The organism is Caloramator sp. (assembly GCF_020054765.1).
In the GTDB taxonomy this organism is placed as follows: domain Bacteria; phylum Bacillota; class Clostridia; order Clostridiales; family Caloramatoraceae; genus Thermobrachium; species Thermobrachium proteoclasticum.
Genome location: NZ_JAIHAO010000011.1, coordinates 53545 through 73581 on the forward strand (window position 1 = coordinate 53545; position 20037 = coordinate 73581).

19 protein-coding genes are annotated in these 20037 nt (G+C 28.3%); all 19 read left to right on the forward strand.

The features are described from left to right. Positions 1–105: 105 nt before the first annotated feature. The 19 genes from JG776_RS05655 (at position 106) to JG776_RS05745 (ending at position 20023) form a co-directional block, all read left to right on the forward strand. A complete protein-coding gene (locus JG776_RS05655) occupies positions 106–462 on the forward strand; it encodes a hypothetical protein (protein ID WP_291965495.1) in 357 nt (118 codons plus the stop codon). Positions 463–1288: 826 nt separating this feature from the next. After that, a complete protein-coding gene (locus tag JG776_RS05660) occupies positions 1289–1750 on the forward strand; it encodes a hypothetical protein (RefSeq protein ID WP_291965499.1) in 462 nt (153 codons plus the stop codon). A gap of 25 nt (positions 1751–1775) precedes the next feature. Continuing rightward, positions 1776–2600, forward strand: coding sequence for an ABC transporter ATP-binding protein (locus tag JG776_RS05665; RefSeq protein ID WP_291965501.1), 825 nt, complete (start codon positions 1776–1778; stop codon positions 2598–2600). After that, complete coding sequence (locus JG776_RS05670) at positions 2590–3252, forward strand: hypothetical protein (protein WP_291965503.1); 663 nt, start codon at positions 2590–2592, stop codon at positions 3250–3252. Before JG776_RS05665 ends, JG776_RS05670 begins: the two co-directional genes overlap by 11 nt. A gap of 230 nt (positions 3253–3482) precedes the next feature. Then, complete coding sequence (locus JG776_RS05675; protein ID WP_027307615.1) at positions 3483–3983, forward strand: hypothetical protein; 501 nt, start codon at positions 3483–3485, stop codon at positions 3981–3983. A gap of 205 nt (positions 3984–4188) precedes the next feature. Beyond that, positions 4189–4557, forward strand: a complete 369-nt coding sequence (locus tag JG776_RS05680; RefSeq protein WP_291965507.1) for a DUF2500 domain-containing protein — start codon at positions 4189–4191, stop codon at positions 4555–4557. Between the two features lie 40 nt (positions 4558–4597). Continuing rightward, positions 4598–5602, forward strand: a complete 1005-nt coding sequence (locus tag JG776_RS05685; protein WP_291965509.1) for an O-acetyl-ADP-ribose deacetylase — start codon at positions 4598–4600, stop codon at positions 5600–5602. A gap of 125 nt (positions 5603–5727) precedes the next feature. Then, positions 5728–6375 (forward strand): vWA domain-containing protein, encoded by a 648-nt coding sequence (locus tag JG776_RS05690; RefSeq protein ID WP_291965511.1) that lies wholly within the window; start codon positions 5728–5730, stop codon positions 6373–6375. A gap of 282 nt (positions 6376–6657) precedes the next feature. Continuing rightward, positions 6658–7746 carry a UDP-galactopyranose mutase gene (gene glf, locus JG776_RS05695; protein WP_291965512.1) on the forward strand — a complete coding sequence of 363 codons (1089 nt, stop codon included), beginning with the start codon at positions 6658–6660 and terminating at the stop codon, positions 7744–7746. Positions 7747–7945: 199 nt separating this feature from the next. Next, positions 7946–8605: a phosphatase PAP2 family protein gene (locus JG776_RS05700; protein WP_291965514.1), complete on the forward strand. Its 660-nt coding sequence runs from the start codon at positions 7946–7948 to the stop codon at positions 8603–8605. Next, complete coding sequence (locus JG776_RS05705) at positions 8606–9622, forward strand: glycosyltransferase family 2 protein (protein ID WP_291965516.1); 1017 nt, start codon at positions 8606–8608, stop codon at positions 9620–9622. A 249-nt stretch (positions 9623–9871) separates the two neighbouring features. After that, positions 9872–11188 (forward strand): aminotransferase class I/II-fold pyridoxal phosphate-dependent enzyme, encoded by a 1317-nt coding sequence (locus JG776_RS05710; RefSeq protein ID WP_291965518.1) that lies wholly within the window; start codon positions 9872–9874, stop codon positions 11186–11188. Between the two features lie 332 nt (positions 11189–11520). Continuing rightward, positions 11521–13536, forward strand: a complete 2016-nt coding sequence (locus JG776_RS05715; RefSeq protein ID WP_291965520.1) for an FAD-dependent oxidoreductase — start codon at positions 11521–11523, stop codon at positions 13534–13536. Positions 13537–13649: 113 nt separating this feature from the next. Next, entirely contained in the window at positions 13650–14240 is a 591-nt protein-coding gene (locus JG776_RS05720; RefSeq protein WP_291965522.1) for an MjaI family restriction endonuclease, read from the forward strand. A gap of 277 nt (positions 14241–14517) precedes the next feature. After that, a complete protein-coding gene (locus tag JG776_RS05725) occupies positions 14518–15561 on the forward strand; it encodes a site-specific DNA-methyltransferase (RefSeq protein ID WP_291965524.1) in 1044 nt (347 codons plus the stop codon). 18 nt (positions 15562–15579) lie between these two features. Then, complete coding sequence (locus JG776_RS05730) at positions 15580–16704, forward strand: radical SAM protein (RefSeq protein ID WP_291965526.1); 1125 nt, start codon at positions 15580–15582, stop codon at positions 16702–16704. Positions 16705–17022: 318 nt separating this feature from the next. Next, on the forward strand, positions 17023–17223 hold the full coding sequence (locus JG776_RS05735; protein WP_291965529.1) for a hypothetical protein: 201 nt from the start codon (positions 17023–17025) through the stop codon (positions 17221–17223). A 38-nt stretch (positions 17224–17261) separates the two neighbouring features. Then, positions 17262–18455 (forward strand): carboxylate--amine ligase, encoded by a 1194-nt coding sequence (locus JG776_RS05740; RefSeq protein ID WP_291965531.1) that lies wholly within the window; start codon positions 17262–17264, stop codon positions 18453–18455. 26 nt (positions 18456–18481) lie between these two features. Beyond that, complete coding sequence (locus JG776_RS05745; protein WP_291965534.1) at positions 18482–20023, forward strand: UDP-N-acetylmuramoyl-L-alanyl-D-glutamate--2,6-diaminopimelate ligase; 1542 nt, start codon at positions 18482–18484, stop codon at positions 20021–20023. The last annotated feature ends 14 nt before the right edge of the window (positions 20024–20037 follow it).

Below are 20037 nucleotides of genomic sequence, written 5' to 3' on the forward strand. Positions count from 1 at the left end.
TTACATTTGTTTTATGTCTCTTCTGTTTTTTTTTATATGTAAGTACTCAAATCTTTTGGCAAGGAAGTATAATATATATAAATGTATTTTATTGGAGGTGATACTTTGGCAAAACACGAATTTGGAATAATAGATGCTTTTGAAGAAAACAAATGGTATAGTAATTACGAACCTGAAAAATATAATTGTGTTTCTGTCGATGATGATTTAGTTTGCGAATTAATTATAAAATATAATGAAGAATTAATGGAACTAAAGACATATTTTCAAGTTAAAACCCAGCAAGGTACAGGATTAGATTATTGTGGTGTAACGCTTATCCCTCCAGAATCCCTCAAACAGTTTAGGGATATCATTATGAAGGCAAATAATTACTTCATAGCAAAAGAACTTGAACTTCTCACTGAAAAAATTACCGAGGCTATAATAAAAAATAAGTATTTAATTCACTATGGAATATAAAGGCTTTTTGTTTTGTAGCGTAAATATACTGGTGTTAAGGGTAAATTGATAAAAAAATATATTAGAAAAAGAAGGAAAATAAGTGAGTATATAGAATTAGATAGATATATAAAGACTATTTTTGTGTTTCAAGTTTAATTTTGAATTTCAATTGGAGTGTTTTAAAATTTTATTTTTATTTGCAAGAGAGTATTTTAAAATAAAAATTTATGAATAATTAAGAATGAATTCTATAGAATCTAAATATTCTTGCGTTAGATGACAAAGTAAGAACAGCAGCCTACTGCAGAGTATTAACAGACAAATTAGAAAAGTTATCAAACTATGAAGTACAGGTAGCTTATTATACATCCTATATAACAAATCATCCAGATTAAGAATTTGTTTGAAATTTGAAGGACTAATTATATTAGAAATAATTGGGGGCAATAAATTAGAGAAATAATAATCAAATATGCAATTCGTATATTTTAAAGATATGAAACTAATGGTATAATTAATTGGGGGTTGAAAGAAGAATATAGTAATATAACTAAATTTTAACATTAGATTTTCGTTGTTTAAGATGACAGGAATATAGTATTGAGAAAACAAAATCCGATGAATCTAAAGAGTTTTTTTATAATAGATAATGCAAAAATTGATAATTATTAAAAAATAAAATTACTAAATTTATAAATTTATTGCGATTATAAACAATTGAAATTTTACAGTCTATGCTTTTGAGAGAAAAAATGATAAATTAAAGATTTATTAATAGAAGTTATTGTAAATGGTATAAAGAAAAAATTAAGTTTATGAAAAATGTATAAATGGGTGGGGTAAAATGAGAAAAGATATTTTAATTATATATGCTATATTGGGAGTATATGGATATTATAGATTCCTTATAATATTACTTAGTCTAAGAAAATTAAAAAGTAATTCAAACAATTTAAAGAATAATCTTTTTAATAAAGTTTGTTGTATGGATTTATTAATTGGTTTTGTACTAATTTGTATATTATTAAAATATTTTACGATAGATGAACGTGAACCTGTATTTATTATTATGCTCTTTTCTATTTCATTAATATTAAGTGGTTTGCGTATTATATTTAATATTTCTCCTAAAAAGGTTGTCTATAGAAAAATTTATAATTATGTCGCGAATTCATATATAATTATTTCAGCGTGGATGATAGGTGAAGTGTTAAATAACTATAATATATTAATGGCATTTGAATTAAGTACAGGATTTTTTTTATTAACTTTTTTTACTATTTATTATATAAACTATTTGCATTAAATATTGTAATTGAGGAGTTGATAAGATGAATGTAGTCGAGGTTAAAAATCTGCAAAAGACTATAAATGGCAGAGAGGTTTTAAGAGATATAAATTTGTTTGTTAAACAAAATGAAATATATGGTTTGTTAGGAAAGAATGGTGCGGGTAAAACAACAACAATAAGATCTATACTTGGCTTAATAAAGAAAGATTATGGATATATAAAAATTTTTGGTGAAGAAGTTGAAAAGATAGATTATAAAAGAGTTGGAGTTATGTTTGATTATGAAACTTTTAACATTGATTGGACTATTGAAGATAATTTGAAATCTATGTGTTACATATATGGTGCAGATGAACAAGATATATTTTCATATATTGATTTATTGCAAATCAATAAAGTAGATTTAAAGAAAAAATTCAGGCATTTATCAAAAGGTATGAAGAGGAAGGTTTCATTAATAAGTGTTCTTCTTCCAAATCCAGATTTACTAATACTTGATGAGCCGACATCAGGATTAGATCCAGAAATGCAAATAGTAGTGAGAAATTTTATTTTGCAGCTAAAAAAGAAAGGAAAAACAATAATATTTAGTTCACATAATTTACAAGAAACGCAAAAAGTATGTGATAAAGTATCTATAGTTAATGAAGGTGAAACATTAGTTGAATTTCCCATACAGAAAAATTATTACATAGTAAAAGGAGAATTTACAGGGTTAGATATGTATAAAATTAAAAATACTGATTTTTATATTATGGGAGATGAATTAATAAAAAATTTTGGTATTAGTGATTATAAAGTAGTTGAGAGTTTAGAAGAAATATATATGTTAGCAGCAGGAGGAGATGTTGTATATGGTAAATAAGATAAAATTTATTAAGTTAGAGTTGAAAAATTTAATAAAATCAATGTTTATTTCATTAGTTTTAATCAATGTAATTTTATTTATGTTATTGTTAAATTTAAATGATTTTTTTGCAACATTAAAAAATATGAGGGATTTATCACAATTATATGTTTTAGTTTTATTAATTTCAATTTCATACTCAATTATATTCATATCAACTATAAATTTAGAAAAAGAAAAGTTATATAATTTATATCATAGATATTTCGTAATTCCGATAAAATCTCCGTATAATTTAATTATAAAAATAATTCCTCTTGTTATTATTGATTTAGTATTACTGATTTTTTGGGGGGTTATTTTATTTTTAATGTATAGTCCAGTTAAATTACAAATATATTTACTATATTTGTTATTATCAATTATTTTTATAATCGGAGGTATTTTAACATTTTTTTATTTTAATTTAACTATAAGCAATTCAAGTATATTACACGCTATTAAATTTATTTTGATATTTGCTTTTGCATATATTCCTAAATTCTTAATAACTAAAAATATATCAATACAACTTTTGTTTGGATTGATTTTATTTTTAATTATTGCAATATTTTTTGTTGGAATATTTTTAGTTAACAAACTTAGTTCAGAAAAGGTCTTGTTGCAATAAAATTTTAAAATTCAATCTTCCTTTCAAAAAGGCATACTTATAAAGGTGGTTCAACCTTTGTATTATAAACTTATGTATAATATTTTGGTTATGAATGGATTATTAGTGAACAAACGCATTAATAATGCAAAAAATTCACATTAAGAAAATTTAAGATGTTTAAATGAGCGTTTTTAAAATTAATAAATTAAGTTTTTTATATTAAGAAATCAATAAAATAAGGTGTTACTATGAACAGAAGAACAATTAAAATATTTGTTATTTTAATTATATCATTACTTGTATTACTGATAGTGCAATTTAAACCCTTACTTAATTATATTAATAATATAATTATATATAAAGAAACTCGTATTAATTTGTATAATAAAAAAACTATTTTTAAAGCTACATCTCCAGCAAGTTTTCACGGTGATGGGATAGATTATTATGTATTTCAACTTGAAAAAGCAGATGTTGATTTAATATTAAGTGATAAAATAAAAAAATCTAAATGGAATAGATTACCTATAGATAAAGATATATATACTGTTATTGATAAGCAACTTACTTATGATATTGAATTAACAAATTTGCTTAAAAACACAAGCTATAGCCCAATACCAAATGTTAAAAATGGGTATTATTTATTTTTATATAAAAATTATACCAAAGATTATTACTTTAATTTTAAGTTGTATATATTGGATGCAGATAATCTTTTACTTTACTTGATTAAATATGACTCTTAATTTTTATAAATTAGATAGGCAATAAAAAAATTATACTAAAATTATTGGTGGCCATATCATTTTCAAAAAAATTATTTAAGTGATATGGCTAATTGTTTTTAAAGAATGACAAAAAATGTTTTTCGAATTCATTGAATAAAATACCATAAATTGGTATAATAAAGTTATGAATGCTAACAATAGAATTGATTAAGGGGGAGTGGATGTGGGTTTTGAATTCTATGCATTTGATGTGTTATTTTTATTTTTCCCAATTATAATATTTACAGTGATTATTTTTATTATGTTTATAAATATAAAGGAATATAATAGGAACAAGTCTTCTCCTATTTTGTCAGAAAGAGTTAGGGTTATTACAAAAAGAACTGAAATTAGTGCTACTATGCATACAAACCCGGATATACATCATATAGCCCATACAGATTATTATATTACTTTTGAAAATGAGTCGGGTCAAAGATTTCAGCTCAAGGTAGGGCCAACAGATTATGGTTTGATATCTGAGGGAGACTATGGGATAGTAACCTATCAAGGTAAATGGTTTAAGAAGTTTGAGAGGCTATATAATTACTAAACTAATTTAAAAATTTTCCTACATATTTGGAGGGGTTGTAATGCCATTTGAAATTATACGAAACGATATAACTAAAGTATGTGTTGATGCTATTGTAAATGCAGCAAATCCATCATTGCTTGGTGGGGGTGGGGTGGATGGAGCAATTCATAAAGCTGCTGGACCTGAATTACTTGAGGAATGTAAAACATTAGGCGGGTGCAAGGTTGGACAAGCAAAAATTACAAAAGGATATAACTTACCTGCAAAATATGTAATTCATACAGTTGGACCAGTTTGGACTGGAGGAGATAATAACGAGGAAAAGCTTCTTTCGGATTGCTATAAAAATTCACTTAAATTGGCAAAAGAATATAATCTTGAGAGTATAGCTTTTCCTTTAATTTCAGCTGGTGCTTATGGTTTTCCTAAAGATAAAGCCTTTAAAATTGCAATTACAGAAATTGAGAATTTTCTTTTAAAAAATGATATGTTGGTTTACTTAGTGATATATGACAGAGATGCATTTTTAATTTCTAAGAAATTGTTTACAACGATAAAACAATATATAGATGATAAATATATACAAGAACATCAATTATATAGAAGGACTAATAAATTCAGATCAGTATCAAATTATTTATATGAAGAAGATTTAATTCCACAGGAAAGAAGTATTTACATTCCAACAAAAAAACGTAACCTTGATGATGTAGTAAATCAAATAGATGAGACATTTTCACAAGCACTTATTCGTTTAATTGATGAAAAGGGTATGAATGATGTTGAAGTTTATAAAAGAGCAAATGTAGATCGTAGGTTGTTTTCTAAAATTCGTAATGATATATATTATCAACCAAGTAAAAATACAGCAATTGCCTTTGCAATAGCATTAAAGCTAAACCTTGATGAAACAAAAGATTTATTAGCAAAGGCAGGGTATGCACTTTCCCATAGTAGTAAATTTGACTTAATTATTGAATATTTTATTGAAGAAGGTAATTATAATATCTATGAAATAAATGAAGTTTTATTTGCATTTGGACAAAAACTATTAGTTGGGTAATTGTTATTAATTTGAATGTGATAATATAAAAATTATAGATATAAAATTTGTCGCCTTTTAAGCGACCTATATCAAATATTATAGTGCTATCATAAAAATAATAAAAAGAAAGGGAGGATAGCACTATGAAAAAGGGGTTAACTGAATTAGTTTTTATACTTGATAGAAGTGGCTCAATGTGTGGACTTGAAGGAGATACTATTGGAGGATTTAACTCAATTTTAGCAAAGCAAAAAAAAGAAGAAGGAGAGGCTGTAATAACTACAGTATTATTTGATGATAAATATGAATTGCTGCATAATGGTGTTAATATAAAAGATGTAATTCCTATAACAGATAAGGAATACTATGTAAGGGGAACAACAGCACTGTTAGATGCTATAGGGAGAACTATAAATAAAGTTGTAAATGAACAGAAAAACAAATCAGAGGACGAGCGTGCTGAACACGTTTTATTTGTGATTATAACAGATGGAATGGAAAATGCCAGCCAAGAGTATACCTTTGACAAAGTTAGACAAATGATAGAATATCAAAAAACTAATTATGGTTGGGAATTTATATTTCTTGGTGCAAATATTGATGCTATTTCTACTGCAGCACGTTTTGGAATTGGGCAAGATAGAGCAGCAAATTATAATGCAGATAAAGAAGGAGTATTACTTAATTATCAGGTGATTAATGAAACAGTTAGTTGTTTACGTACGAGTCACAAAATCGCAGATAATTGGAAAGAACGTATAGAAAAAGATTTTAAGAGGAGAAGAAAATAAAAACAAATTTTAAAGATAGGCCATATCACACATATAACTTATGTAAAGTGATATGGCTTATCTTTTAAAAGTTGAGTTATATTATTAATAAAAGTATGGTTTAAATTTGATTGTTATAAAAGGATTATTTGAAAAAAATACAATTTTATTATAAAATAAACTTCGAGTAAAACTCATTATTTAAATTATATTTAGTAGAGCTATTGAGACTTTATAGAGTTAAAATAAAGTTAATTTAAGTTATGCAGTAATGCTCAAAAATTAATATTTTGGAGGAACAATATGTATAACTATGTTATTGTAGGTGCAGGATTTGCAGGATGTGTATTGGCAGAAAGGATAGCAAATGTTTTAAACAAAAAGGTTTTAATAATTGAAAAGAGAAATCACATTGGAGGAAACGCTTATGATTATTTTAATGAGGATGGAATTTTAGTACATAAATACGGTCCTCATATTTTCCACACAAATAATAAGGAAGTTTGGGATTATCTTTCAAAGTTTACTGAATGGTATTATTACCAACACAGGGTATTGGCCTATGTTGATGGACAAACTGTTCCAATGCCTATTAATTTAGATACAATAAATATGCTATATAATTCTAATTTCACACCAGATGAGTTAAAAGATTTTTTTGAAAAAATAAGAGATAAAAAGGAAGAAATATTTAATTCAGAAGATATGGTTATTAGTAAAGTCGGAAAAGAACTTTATGAAAAGTTTTTTAAAGGATATACAAAGAAACAATGGGACTTATATCCATCACAATTAGAGCCAGAGGTTACCGCAAGAATACCAATTAGAACTAATAAGGATGGTAGATATTTTACAGATAGATATCAAGGTATGCCAAAGTATGGTTATACCAAAATGTTTGAGCGTATGTTAAACAGTTCAAATATACATATAATGTTAAATGCGGACTATAAAGATGTTATAAGCAATATAAAATATGAAAAATTGATTTATACAGGTCCAATTGATTATTATTTTGATTATAAATATGGCAAACTCCCATACAGGTCATTAAAGTTTGAATTTGAAACCTTAGATTGTGAAAAATATCAAGAGGTTGGAACTGTAAACTATCCAAATGATTACGACTTTACAAGAATAACTGAATTTAAACATTTGACAGGTCAAAGGCATTATAAAACAACAATTGTAAGAGAATTTTCTACATCAGAGGGTGAACCGTATTACCCAATTCCTCAAAAGAAAAATATTGAACAATACAAACTCTATGAAGAAGAGGCAAAAAAATTAGATAATGTATATTTTATTGGACGCCTTGCTAATTATAAATATTTTAATATGGATAAGGTAGTAGAGGAGGCTCTAAATCTCTTTAATAAAAGCATAAAATAAGTTGCTTGAGTTTTAAATTTGATTTTTTGTAGTTAAATTTTACAAATTCATAATATTTATGGGTTAAAAATTTAGATTAGATTAAAAATACTGTATATATATTGACTGCATAAAAAATAAATGATTATACTTAAAAAGTAAATGTTCTAAATCAATAGAACTTTAGCAATAAACTCTTAAAGGAGTAAGGTTGAATAATATGAGAAGGATTAGAAGAATATATGACTTTATACCCCGATATGCTGTAATTCCGTTACTTTTATGCGTAGTAATTAATTTTTCAGTATATTCTGGAGCACGGTTGTTTTATAAAAACAGGGTATTTCACGATTTGACAACCAATTTAGATAATATGATCCCAGTAGTACCGATATTTATAATTTTTTACTTAGGAAGCTATCTGTTTTGGATTTTCAACTATATATTAATAAGTCGAATAAGCGAAGAAAATTGCTATCGACTTGCAATATCAGATATATTAGGTAAATTAATCTGTTTTATTATATATATTACATTTCCTACAACAAATATAAGACCTAATATTACTTCATCTAATATTTTTGTGGACATGCTTAAATTTGTATATAATGTAGATGCGGCTAATAATCTTTTTCCATCAATACATGTTTTAGTTAGCTGGTATTGTTTTATTGGCATTAGAAATAATAAAACAATTCCTGCTTGGTATAGGTATTTTTCTTTGTTTATGGCTATAATGATAAGTATATCAACTTTAACTACAAAGCAGCACGTTATAGCAGATGTTATTGCAGGATTAGTGTTAGCTGAAGTAACCTGGAAGCTTTCTTTACAGCTACAACTTTACAGAGCAAAAAAATTAGTAAATCAGGAGGTATAAATGAAGGTTTTAACTATAGCAATTCCTTGCTACAATTCAGCATCTTATATGGAGAGAGCAATAGAATCACTACTTGTGGGAAGTGATGATATTGAAATTTTAATTATTAATGATGGGTCTAAGGATAATACAGCAATAATTGCTGACGAATATGAGAAAAAGTATCCAAATATAATACGTGCAATACACAAAAAAAATGGTGGACACGGCGATGTTGTAAACACAGGATTAAAATATGCAACAGGAATGTATTATAAAGTTTTAGATAGCGATGACTGGTTTGATAAAAAAAGTTTTATCAAAGTGTTAGATGTTTTAAGAAGTATGGCTAATAAACCTGAGCCAATTGATATGCTAATTACAAATTATGTATATGAAAAGGTAAGTATAGGAAAATCAAAAAGCATTAACTATAAAAGTGCTATGCCGGAGGAAAGAATTTTTACTTGGGATGATATAGGAGCTTTCAAAATAAGCCAGAATATATTAATGCATTCTGTTATTTATCGTACAAAGATTTTAAGAAATTGTAATTTAGAGCTTCCGAAACATACATTTTATGTTGATAATATTTTTGTGTTTAAACCATTACCTTATGTAAAAACAATGTATTATATAAATGTTGACCTTTATAGATACTTTATTGGAAGAGAAGATCAGTCAGTTAATGAAAAAATAATGATAGGACGTATAGATCAACAGATAAAGGTTACAAAGATAATGATTGATCTATACGATCCTACGCAAATAGAGAGCAAAAAGCTTCGTAAATATATGACTCAATATTTAACTATGATGATGACAGTGAGTACAGTGCTCCTTTTAAAATCCAATACAGTAGAAAACTTAAATAAGAAGGATGAGTTATGGAATTATTTACGTTCTAAAAATAAAAACTTATATGAAGAAGTAAATAAAACGTTGTTAGGCAAGCTAATGCAAATGGATACTTTTATAGGAAAAAAGATAATATTATCAGGTTATTCTTTATCAAGAAAAATTTACGCATTTAATTAATGATTTATATTTGTGATAGAACAAAGAATTATTTTGAAAAAAGGACAGGTATGAATAATACTTGTCCTTTTTTATAATTGATATATCACTAATGTTATAAAAGAGTATATGTGCTTACCTGTAATCTTTATTTAATGATTGTAACAATCAATAAAATTTTTGAAAAATTTATTGATTAAAAATATTCTGTATATTAAAATAAAACTGAAAATATTGAGTATTTCAGTTTTATTGAAGGGAGTTTTAAAAATGAATAAACCGGTTTTATCCTCTCATTTTCAATCAAGAACGCCATCAGATATAAGATTAGCACAAATGAAATATGAAGAGCGTAAAGTTAAGCCGCAAGCTGTTATAAATGTAGGTATAGGAAATGTATCACTTCCAACTAATCCAGCTATGATGAAGAGAATGTTCTCACTTGATGCAGCTGAAAGTCCATTTTCAAAAGGGGTTATAAGATATTCAACAACAGCTGGTTTTAAAGAATGCCAAGATGCATTTAAAAATATTTTAAAATGTGAAGGTTTTGATACAAGTAATCTTTATGTTCAAATAACCGATGGTGGTTCAGCTGCTATGGAAATACTTTTATTAGGGGTATGTGGTCCTGCAGGTTCAGATGAGAGACCTCTTTTAATGATTGATCCAGCATATACAAATTATATTTCCTTTGCTGAAAGAATAGGCAGAAGGATTGTTACAGTTAAACGTAAATTAAATGAAAAAGGGAAATTCAGCCTTCCTGAAATAGATAAAATTGAAGAAATGATAAAGAGGTATAATCCAGGAGCACTTCTTGTCATACCATATGACAACCCAACAGGACAGTTATACGATTACGAAACACTTATTGAACTTGCAAAACTATGTGTTAAATATAATATGTGGATGGTAAGCGATGAGGCATATCGTGAACTTTATTATACAGATGATACAAGATTAGTAAGTATATGGGGAATCACAGATGAAGATGTTCCTGGAATTGAAGGTAGAAGGATAAGTATAGAGACTGCTTCAAAGGTATGGAATGCCTGTGGCTTAAGAATAGGTGCATTAATAACAGATAATGCAGAATTTAATAATCGTGCTGTAGCAGAATATACAGCAAACCTTTGTGCAAATGTATTAGGACAATACATATTTGGAGCACTTGCCCACGAATCAAAGGAACAAATTTTGGATTGGTGTAAAAACTTGAGAAACTATTATAAAGAACAGATTATGACAGTATACAACGGTCTTAAAAAATTAGAACCTAACTTAATTGTTTCAAGCCCTGATGCTTCAATATACTTGGTTATAGATGTTAGAAATGTAGTAAAACCAGGATTTGATTCAATTGATTTTGTTCTTTACTGTGCAGAAAAGGGTGTGGTTGAAATAGACGGTGTTGAAACAACATTATTAGTAGCACCGATGAAGGGTTTCTACAATGTTGAGGAGGGTGAATACAACCCTGGAGCTACACAATTTAGAATTTCTTTCGTAGAGTCACCAGATAAAATGGCAAAGGTTCCTGAACTATTTGTAAAGCTACTAAAACAATATGAGTCACAACGATGATTTTATTAGGTAGACATATTATTTATATATTGTATTAATTTTAATATTGATAGCTGATACAGGCATTTTCTTTAAATGTCTGTATTTTTATTTAGATTTTAAAGAGAAATTATTTGGAATATATAATTCTATATTTAATTTCAGAATATTCAATATTGACTATGGAGTGGGTAGGTTTTATAATATACCCATAGGGGGTATATTATAAACTGAAAAATTATAATAATAATTTTATACTTAAATAAATTAATAGGTTTATAAATAATTTAATAATCCTATCAAAAAATAAATCTATCCGAAATTAGTAAATAATATATGTTGAGGTGATTATTATGGAAAAAATAGTTATAATAGGTGGTGTAGCAGCAGGTGCAACAGCAGCAGCAAAAGCAAGAAGACTTTCGGCTGATGCTAAAATTACTATCCTTGAAGCAGGGCCTGATATTTCATTTGCGAATTGTGGGCTTCCTTATTATATAGGTGGAGATATAAAAAACAGATCAAAACTTATACTACAAAGTCCAGAAAGTTTTTACGAACAATATCAGGTAGATGTTCATGTAAATACAAAAGCTATAGAAATAGATAGACAAAATAAAATTGTATATGCTGTTAATACTGTTACAGGTCAAAAGATGGCGTTTGAGTATACAAAATTGATTTTAGCTCAGGGTGGTAAGCCTATTGCTCCTCCAATTCCTGGTGCAGAACAAGATCATGTTTTTCAACTTTGGACACTTGAAGATATGGATAAAATACATTCATTTATAGAAAATAAAAAACCCAAAACAGCTGTTGTTGTAGGTGGTGGGTTTATAGGACTTGAAATGACAGAAGCATTAGTAAAAAGAGGAATAAAGGTTTCAGTAGTGGAAATGATGCCTCACGTGATGAGTATAATGGAAGCAGAAATAGCAGGTTTTATTCAGCAAGAAATGTTGTCATATGGGGTAAATATACTAACAGGTAAAGCTGTATCTGAGATAGGTAAAAACAGCGTAACACTTAAAGATGGCATAAAAGTGGATGCAGATATGGTATTATTATCAATTGGTGTTAGACCTACATTACAACTTGCACAAGAAGCAGGTCTTGCTATAGGTGATGCAGGAGGACTTTTAGTTGATTCAACATTAAAGACAAGTGATGACAATATTTATGCAGCAGGCGATATGATTGAATTTGAACACAGAGTTCTTGGTAAGAAGGTTCGTATTCCTCTGGCGGGCCCTGCTAATCGTCAAGGAAGAATTGCAGCTGAGAATGCTCTTGGTAAAAAACATGAGTATAAAGGCCCTATTGGTACATCAATAGTAAGGGTTTTTGATGCAGTTGCAGGAATTACAGGGCTTTCATTAAAAGCTGCAAGGTCTGCAGGATTTAATGCAGATGCAATTGTAGTTCATAAGGAACACCATACTTCTTATTACCCTGGATCAGAATTAGTTACAGTGCTTATTGTTTATGATAAAGATACTGGATTAATATTAGGAGGCCAAACAGCTGGTTATGCAGGAGCAGATAGAAGGTTAGATGTTTTAGCAACTGCTGTGGCATCAAAACTTACTGTTTATGACCTTGCTGATATAGATTTTGCATACTCACCACCATTAGGAACTGCAAATGATGCTATTAATATGGCAGCCTTTGTAGCTGAGAATAGAATTTCAGGTTATTCGCCTTCATTAACTGTTTCTGAAATTGATGATTTTTTAAATGGAAAAGATGCGTTGTGGATTGATGTTAGAGATGTATTTGCATTTGAAAAATCACATGTAGAGGGTGCAGTAAATGTACCACTTGAAATGATAGCAACTGTTCTAAACAGAATTGCAAAAGATCAATTAATATTAATTTATGATCAAACAGGAAAGAAAGGACATCAAGCAGTACGTACTTTTATTGGGGCAGGATTTACAAATGTGTATAATGTAAGTGGTGGATTTGAAAGTCTTTCACGTTATGTAAGGGCAATTAATCCAATAAATTTCCAAATTAATTTACCTTCACCAGAAGTCAAAAAAATAGGAGAAAAGAATACTGAAGATAAGAAGAATGTTGCAACAGAAGAAATAAAGAAGGAACAGTCTAATGAACCTTTAATTGTTGATGTTCGAACAGAAGAAGAATTTGAGTATGGAGCATTTCCAGGGGCTATAAATATACCTTTAGATGAATTAGAATATAGAATAGATGAATTAGGAAATAAGGACAGAAAAATAATTTTATATTGTGCGTCAGGAGCAAGAAGTGCTTATGCTGTCCAAATTCTTAGAGCTTATGGTTTTACAAATCTTGAAAATGGTGGCGGATTAACAAGAATGATGGCACGCTTAAGAAATAAATAAAAATAATAGGTAATAGGCAAATTGATTGCTTGAACTCTTAGTTTTTGATGATATAATTGTATTGTAAGCAAATATAAAGGGATATATTATTTTGTTAAATTTTGGGGGTAAAAATGAAATTTCAAATTACAAATGAAAATATTCAAAAATATAATGGAATAACTAAACTAGAATTTCCAAAGTATACAACACAATTAATTAACTTAGCAAATCAAAATGCACAGGGAACTAGACCAAAAGTTGTTGGTCAACTATCTGAATTGTTTCAAGAATTTCAAAAACAGACAAATGATATTTCTATTAAAAATTGGGAAAGTTGGTATTTGGATAAATATCCTAATGCAATTGAAGAAGCAACAATAAAAATTTATGAACAGATAGAGAACTTTAAAAAAGCTATAGAATTGATAGATAAAAATTTAGTGGAAAAATGGGTTCGAGATCTTGTTATTAATAAAACGTATAATGGTTTATATGTTCAACAAGCAATTTTAGCAGCATTTGCTGAAAAGACAGGCCAAGATTTTAGATTAGCTACACCTTATGAAGAATCACAAGGTATTGATGGTTTTGTAGGAGAAACACCTTATTCTATTAAACCTGATTCATATAAAACAATGGGACATTTGTCAGAAACAATTAATGTAAAAATGATTTATTATTCAAAAACTAAAACAGGTTTGTATGTTGAAGTGGAGAAATAGCTGTCAAATTAACTTTTATATTAGAATACAAACAAATATCAGATCAATCTAAAATTGTTTTTACAAATCCATTAGTAATAGATCAAATAAAAAACATGTCGCTTAAGACATGTTTTTTTATTTATATTTAGTTAAACATATAAAAAATTAAAGTAAATAACTCAAACAAAATACTGTATGTTGCAATGGGGTAAATTATTAGTTATTATAGTGATGTTGTGAATATTACTTTATAAGATTAAATTAGCTTAGTTAAGCACAAGAAAGGATGAACCTAATGAGCACATTCCATAAATTATATTTTAAAAATTCATCAGATATGTCAGAAATCCCTTCTAATTCAATAGATTTAGTTGTAACATCGCCACCATATCCAATGATTGAAATGTGGGATGAGCTATTTTTTGAAGACAAAAATGTCAAACAGGCCTTTGAAAAAGGTGATGGCAGAAGTGCATTTGAATTTATGCATCAAAATCTTGATAAAGTTTGGGTGGAATTAAGTAGAGTTGTAAAAAGTGGAGGAATTGTTTGTATAAATATAGGAGATGCAACTAGAACAATAAATAATAATTTTGAAATTTATATGAATCATTCCAGAATAATAGCCACAATGAATAAATTAGGTTTTAAATCTTTACCGTCTATAATATGGAGAAAACAAACAAATGCACCAAACAAATTTATGGGGTCTGGTATGTTACCAGCAGGTGCATATGTTACATTAGAACATGAATATATATTAATTTTTAGAAAAGATAAAAAAAGAGAGTTTAAAACGCAGATTGAAAAGAAGATTAGGCAAGAAAGCGCTTATTTTTGGGAGGAACGTAATATATGGTTTTCTGATTTGTGGGATTTTAAAGGAGTTAATCAAAATTTAAAGGGAAATTCACGTTCAAGAAGTGCTGCTTATCCATATGAATTAGCCTATAGATTAATAAATATGTATTCTATTAAAGGAGATACTATCTTAGATCCTTTTTTAGGTACAGGTACAACTACTATAGCAGCGATGGCTTGTCAAAGGAATAGCATTGGTTATGAGATTGATAAAAATCTTTTAGAAATTATTGAAGAAAATGTATGGAAATCTATATCTTCGGCCAATAAGAGAACTCTTCAACGTATTAAGGATCATGACTATTTTATAAAAAATTACGAAAAGCCCATAAAACATTTTAATCAAAATTTAAAAATGCCAGTTATAACAAGTCAAGAAACAAATATTAAATTTAGTCTAATTGATAAAATTGAAAAAAATAATGATTATAATTATACTTGCTACTATAAAGATGTAATATCAGATGAAGATTTTTAAAATAGAGGAGGACAAGAGATGAAGATTTCAAAGAAGGATGCGTTGATGTGGTTTGAATTTTTTGCACAACTACCAGAGGATGAGGAGTTAAGTCCAAAGCAAGAAGAGATTGTTTATGCCACTTTTGCACAAATTGAAGCAGTAGTTGAACATAGAAATACTATGTTAATGTCTCAAATTAAAAATTTAAAAACATTAGAAAACAGAACTTATTTTGTTGGAAATGAAGATAAATTTCCTAAAGGTTGTCGTTCTTGTTTACTGGGCAATGGTTTGGGTGCTATTAGGAAAACAAACAAGTGTAATTTAGATTGTAAGTTTTGCTATAACTATGGACAGTTAGAAGATATGCCTCCAGTTGGAGAAGGTTTATGGGAAATTGGAGGAACAAAGTTTTATGAAAGGGATATAGATCTACTTTTATCAATACAAAATAAACCTACTGGTGTTGCATATGTATATTTAGAACCATTTATGGAAATTGAAAAATATTATTCTGTAATAAAAAAATTTAGTGAAGCTAAAATCCATCAACATATGTACACAAATGGTACTTTGGCAACAGAGGAGACATTAAAGGCATTAGGTGAAGCTGGACTTAATGAGATACGCTTTAATTTAGGTGCTACTAACTGTTCAGACAAGGTTATAGAAAATATAGGTATAGCGAAACAGTATATTGAAAGAGTAGGTATTGAAACACCAATGACACCAGAGTTTTTTGAATCATTTTTAAAGAAAAAACAGGCTATATTAGATACAAAACTTGATTTTATAAACTGTGCAGAACTTCATTTAAATGAAAATAACATATACAATTATTATGGAGAAAATATGTATATATCAAGAGGTGGTTATATTTCACCAATTTGGAGTAGGGAGCTTACTCTTAAACTAATGAAAATTGCTGAAGAAGAAAACTGGGATTTAGTAATTCACGATTGTTCAAATTATACAAAGTTTGCAAGAGGTTTAAATTTAGGCAGCAAAGAGGGAAAGTGGTTTGGAGCAAGTAATTATGCTTGTGAGTTTTCAAGAATTCCATATGATGTATTTTTACCTATTTTGCAAGATGATAATTTTAAATTCATAAGTGAAGAAGATTTACCATATGGATACAGGCCAGGGGAATTATTTTTCTAAAATATTGACACCTATGTCAACCTAAAGTAAAAACTTTGATTTTTAAATAAATTTAAATCACCACTTTGGACGTGAATTTTTACCAATAGGTAAGCCAATGGGAATATTCAAAAAATAGTATATACAAAAATATGAAAGAAAAAGGGTCTTCTACAAATGAAGGTAGAGGACTCTTTTTCTTTCATAATAAATAAAGACTATTTACATTTAGATTTGATTATTGTATAAATATTTATTGTAATAATCTATAATGAAGAGTAATAATATGTTATAATACTTTTAAAAAGGGTTATATTTTAAATATTAGGGGGAGAAAAAATGGAAGGAGATAAAATTAAAAAATTCGAAGAGTTTTTTACAAATTCCTTCAGGGATGGGAAAGTAGTAAGAGAGTTGAGGTTATCTTCTGAGGAAGTAGAATATATTAGGAAATCATACCCAAATGTTCAAATATCTAAATTAAGTGGATATGAAAAAAATAAGGATAAAAATTGGTATACAGTAAAATTAGGACGATAAGTTTTAATTTATTACAATTAGAAAGTAGGTTGTGAGATATGGAACATAAGAATAAAGCAGTTGTACTTGGAGCAAATTATTATATTGGACTTAGTGTTATTAGATGCCTTGGAAGTGAAGGAGTTAAAGTAGCAGCAGTTGATTATTCTAAAAAGGGTACATATGGATTTTACTCAAAATATTGTTCAGAGATTTTGATAGGTCCGCACTATAAGGAAAAGCCACAGGAGTTTTTACAATTTTTAATAGACTACGCAAAAAAGCAAGAACATCCTCCAGTTCTATTTCCTTGTGCAGACCCTTATGTAGAGTTTGTTGATGAACATTTAGATGTATTAAAGCAGTACTATTTAATACACGATATTGAGCGAGATTTATATACAAAGCTTATGAACAAAGGAACCTTAAGGGATTTGGCAATAGAACACGGAGTCAGAGTTCCAGAGACTGTAAGTGTTGATGAAGAGAATTTTATTGAAAAAGTGGAAAAAGAAATTAAGTATCCTTGTTTAGTAAAACCTGTTGATTCTCATACCTTTGTTTCAATATTTAGAAGAAAGCTTTTTAAAGTTTATAATAGAGAAGAATTATTAGAATGTGTTCAAAAAGCAAAGGAGGCTAATACAGAAGTTATAATTCAAAGGATAATAAAAGGTTTTGATGACTGTATGCACACCTTTGATGCCTATTTAAACAAAGATTCAAAGGTAACTCATTGGGTTACTTGTCAAAAAATGCGTCAATATCCTATAAACTATGGTGCTTCTGTGTATACAAAACAAAAATATGTACCAGAACTTTACGACATAGGAGCTAAATTTTTAGAAGGAGTAAAGTTTAAGGGATTTGCAGAAATTGAGTTTAAAAAGGATGAGGAAACAGAAAATTTCTATTTGATTGAAGTAAATGTTAGGACAACAAATTTAAATAATCTGTTATATAAGGTTGGAATTAATATGCCATATATTGCCTATAGGGATTTAACAGGAAATCCATTGCCAAATGATGCTGTGACTTGGGATACAAATAGAGCTTTTTGGTATGCCTATGAAGATATTTTGGCAATAAAAGAATATATTCGCACTAAACAGCTAACTTTATCTCAAGTTATTACCTCCTTCTTCAGACCAAAGGCTTATGCAATTTGGGATATTAAAGACCCAAAACCATTCTTTGTATTTTTAAATTCAAAAATATCAAGAGTATTTGATAAGATATTTAAAAGGGGATAAAAATTATTTGTTGAGAGGAGAGTAAGATGATTAAATTATATGATTTAATAAAATGTCTTGACGAAGTAGAAATAAGAAACGGCAAAAATATAGATATAGAGGGAATAGCTTATAATTCTAAAAACGTTTTAAATGGTGATTTGTTTGTATGCATTAAAGGATATAAAACAGATGGACATAAATTTATATTAGATGCAGTTACAAATGGTGCAGTTGCACTTGTTGTTGAAGAGTTTCAAGATGGTTGGACAATACCCCAAATTAAAGTAAAAAACAGTAGAGAAGCATTATCAAGATTAAGTGATAGATTCTATGGTAGTCCTTCTAAAAAAATGAAGGTAATAGGTGTAACAGCAACTAATGGTAAGACAAGCACAACTTTTATGACAAACGCTGTATTGGAAAATAGTGGTTTTAAAACAGGCCTAATAGGTACAGTTGCTGTTAAATATGGAAATACAATTATACCTGCAAACTTGACAACTCCAGAGTCATTAGACTTACATAGATATTTTGATAAGATGTATAGGGAAGGGGTTACCCACGTAACTATGGAGGTGTCCTCTTCAGCACTTGATTTGAAACGTGTAAACGATGTGGATTTTGACATTGTTGTCTTTAATAACATAAGTAGAGAACACATAGACCTTCACGGTTCCTTTGAGGAATACTTTAGAGTTAAATCAAGTCTTATTACTAATGCAAAGGAAAATCAATTTGCTATTTTGAATTTAGATTGTCCATACGTTGCTTCTCTTGTTGATAAAACAAAGGCTAAGGTTATAACTTATGGTATTGAAAACCCAAATGGACATCTTTATTGCAAAAATCTTGACCTTTCAACAGGAAGAGCAAAGTTTACAGTTGAAATTAGAAAAGAGTTTAGAGGTGAAGACATTCTTTATACACCAACATCCTTTGATGTAGAGCTTAAAACGCCAGGATACCACTCAGTTTATAATGCTATGGTTGCAATTACTGTTGGATTAATATGTGGTGTTCCAGTTGATGTCATAAAGGATGCACTATTGAAGTTTGGCGGTGTTGAAAGACGTTTTGAAATAATATATGAAGAGGATTTTAAGATTATTGACGACCATTTTGCAAACCCAGGAAATATTGATGTGACATTAGAAACACTACAAAAAATGAAGTATAACAATTTAAAGCTGGTTTATGCAATAAGAGGAAATAGAGGTCCTATAGTTAATAGAGAAAATGCAGAAACAATCGTAAAATGGGCACATAAATTAGGTCTAAAGGAAATAATTGCAACTTTAAGTAGATCCCATACGACTGAAAAGGATTGGGTTAAAGAGGAAGAAGTAATGGTTTTTAAGGAAGTTATGAATAAAGCTGGTATAGATGTTATTTTATACGATGAATTGTATGATTCAATAAAGCACGCAATAAAGGAAGTAGGAAAAGATGATGTAATTCTTCTTGCTGGTTGTCAAGGAATGGACTATGGAGCAAAGGTTGCACTTGAAATCATAAGAGAACTAAATCCTAATATTGATACATTAAAGCTATTTAAACCATTACAAAATAGAGTAGCAGGTGTGTAACTATAAATATACGC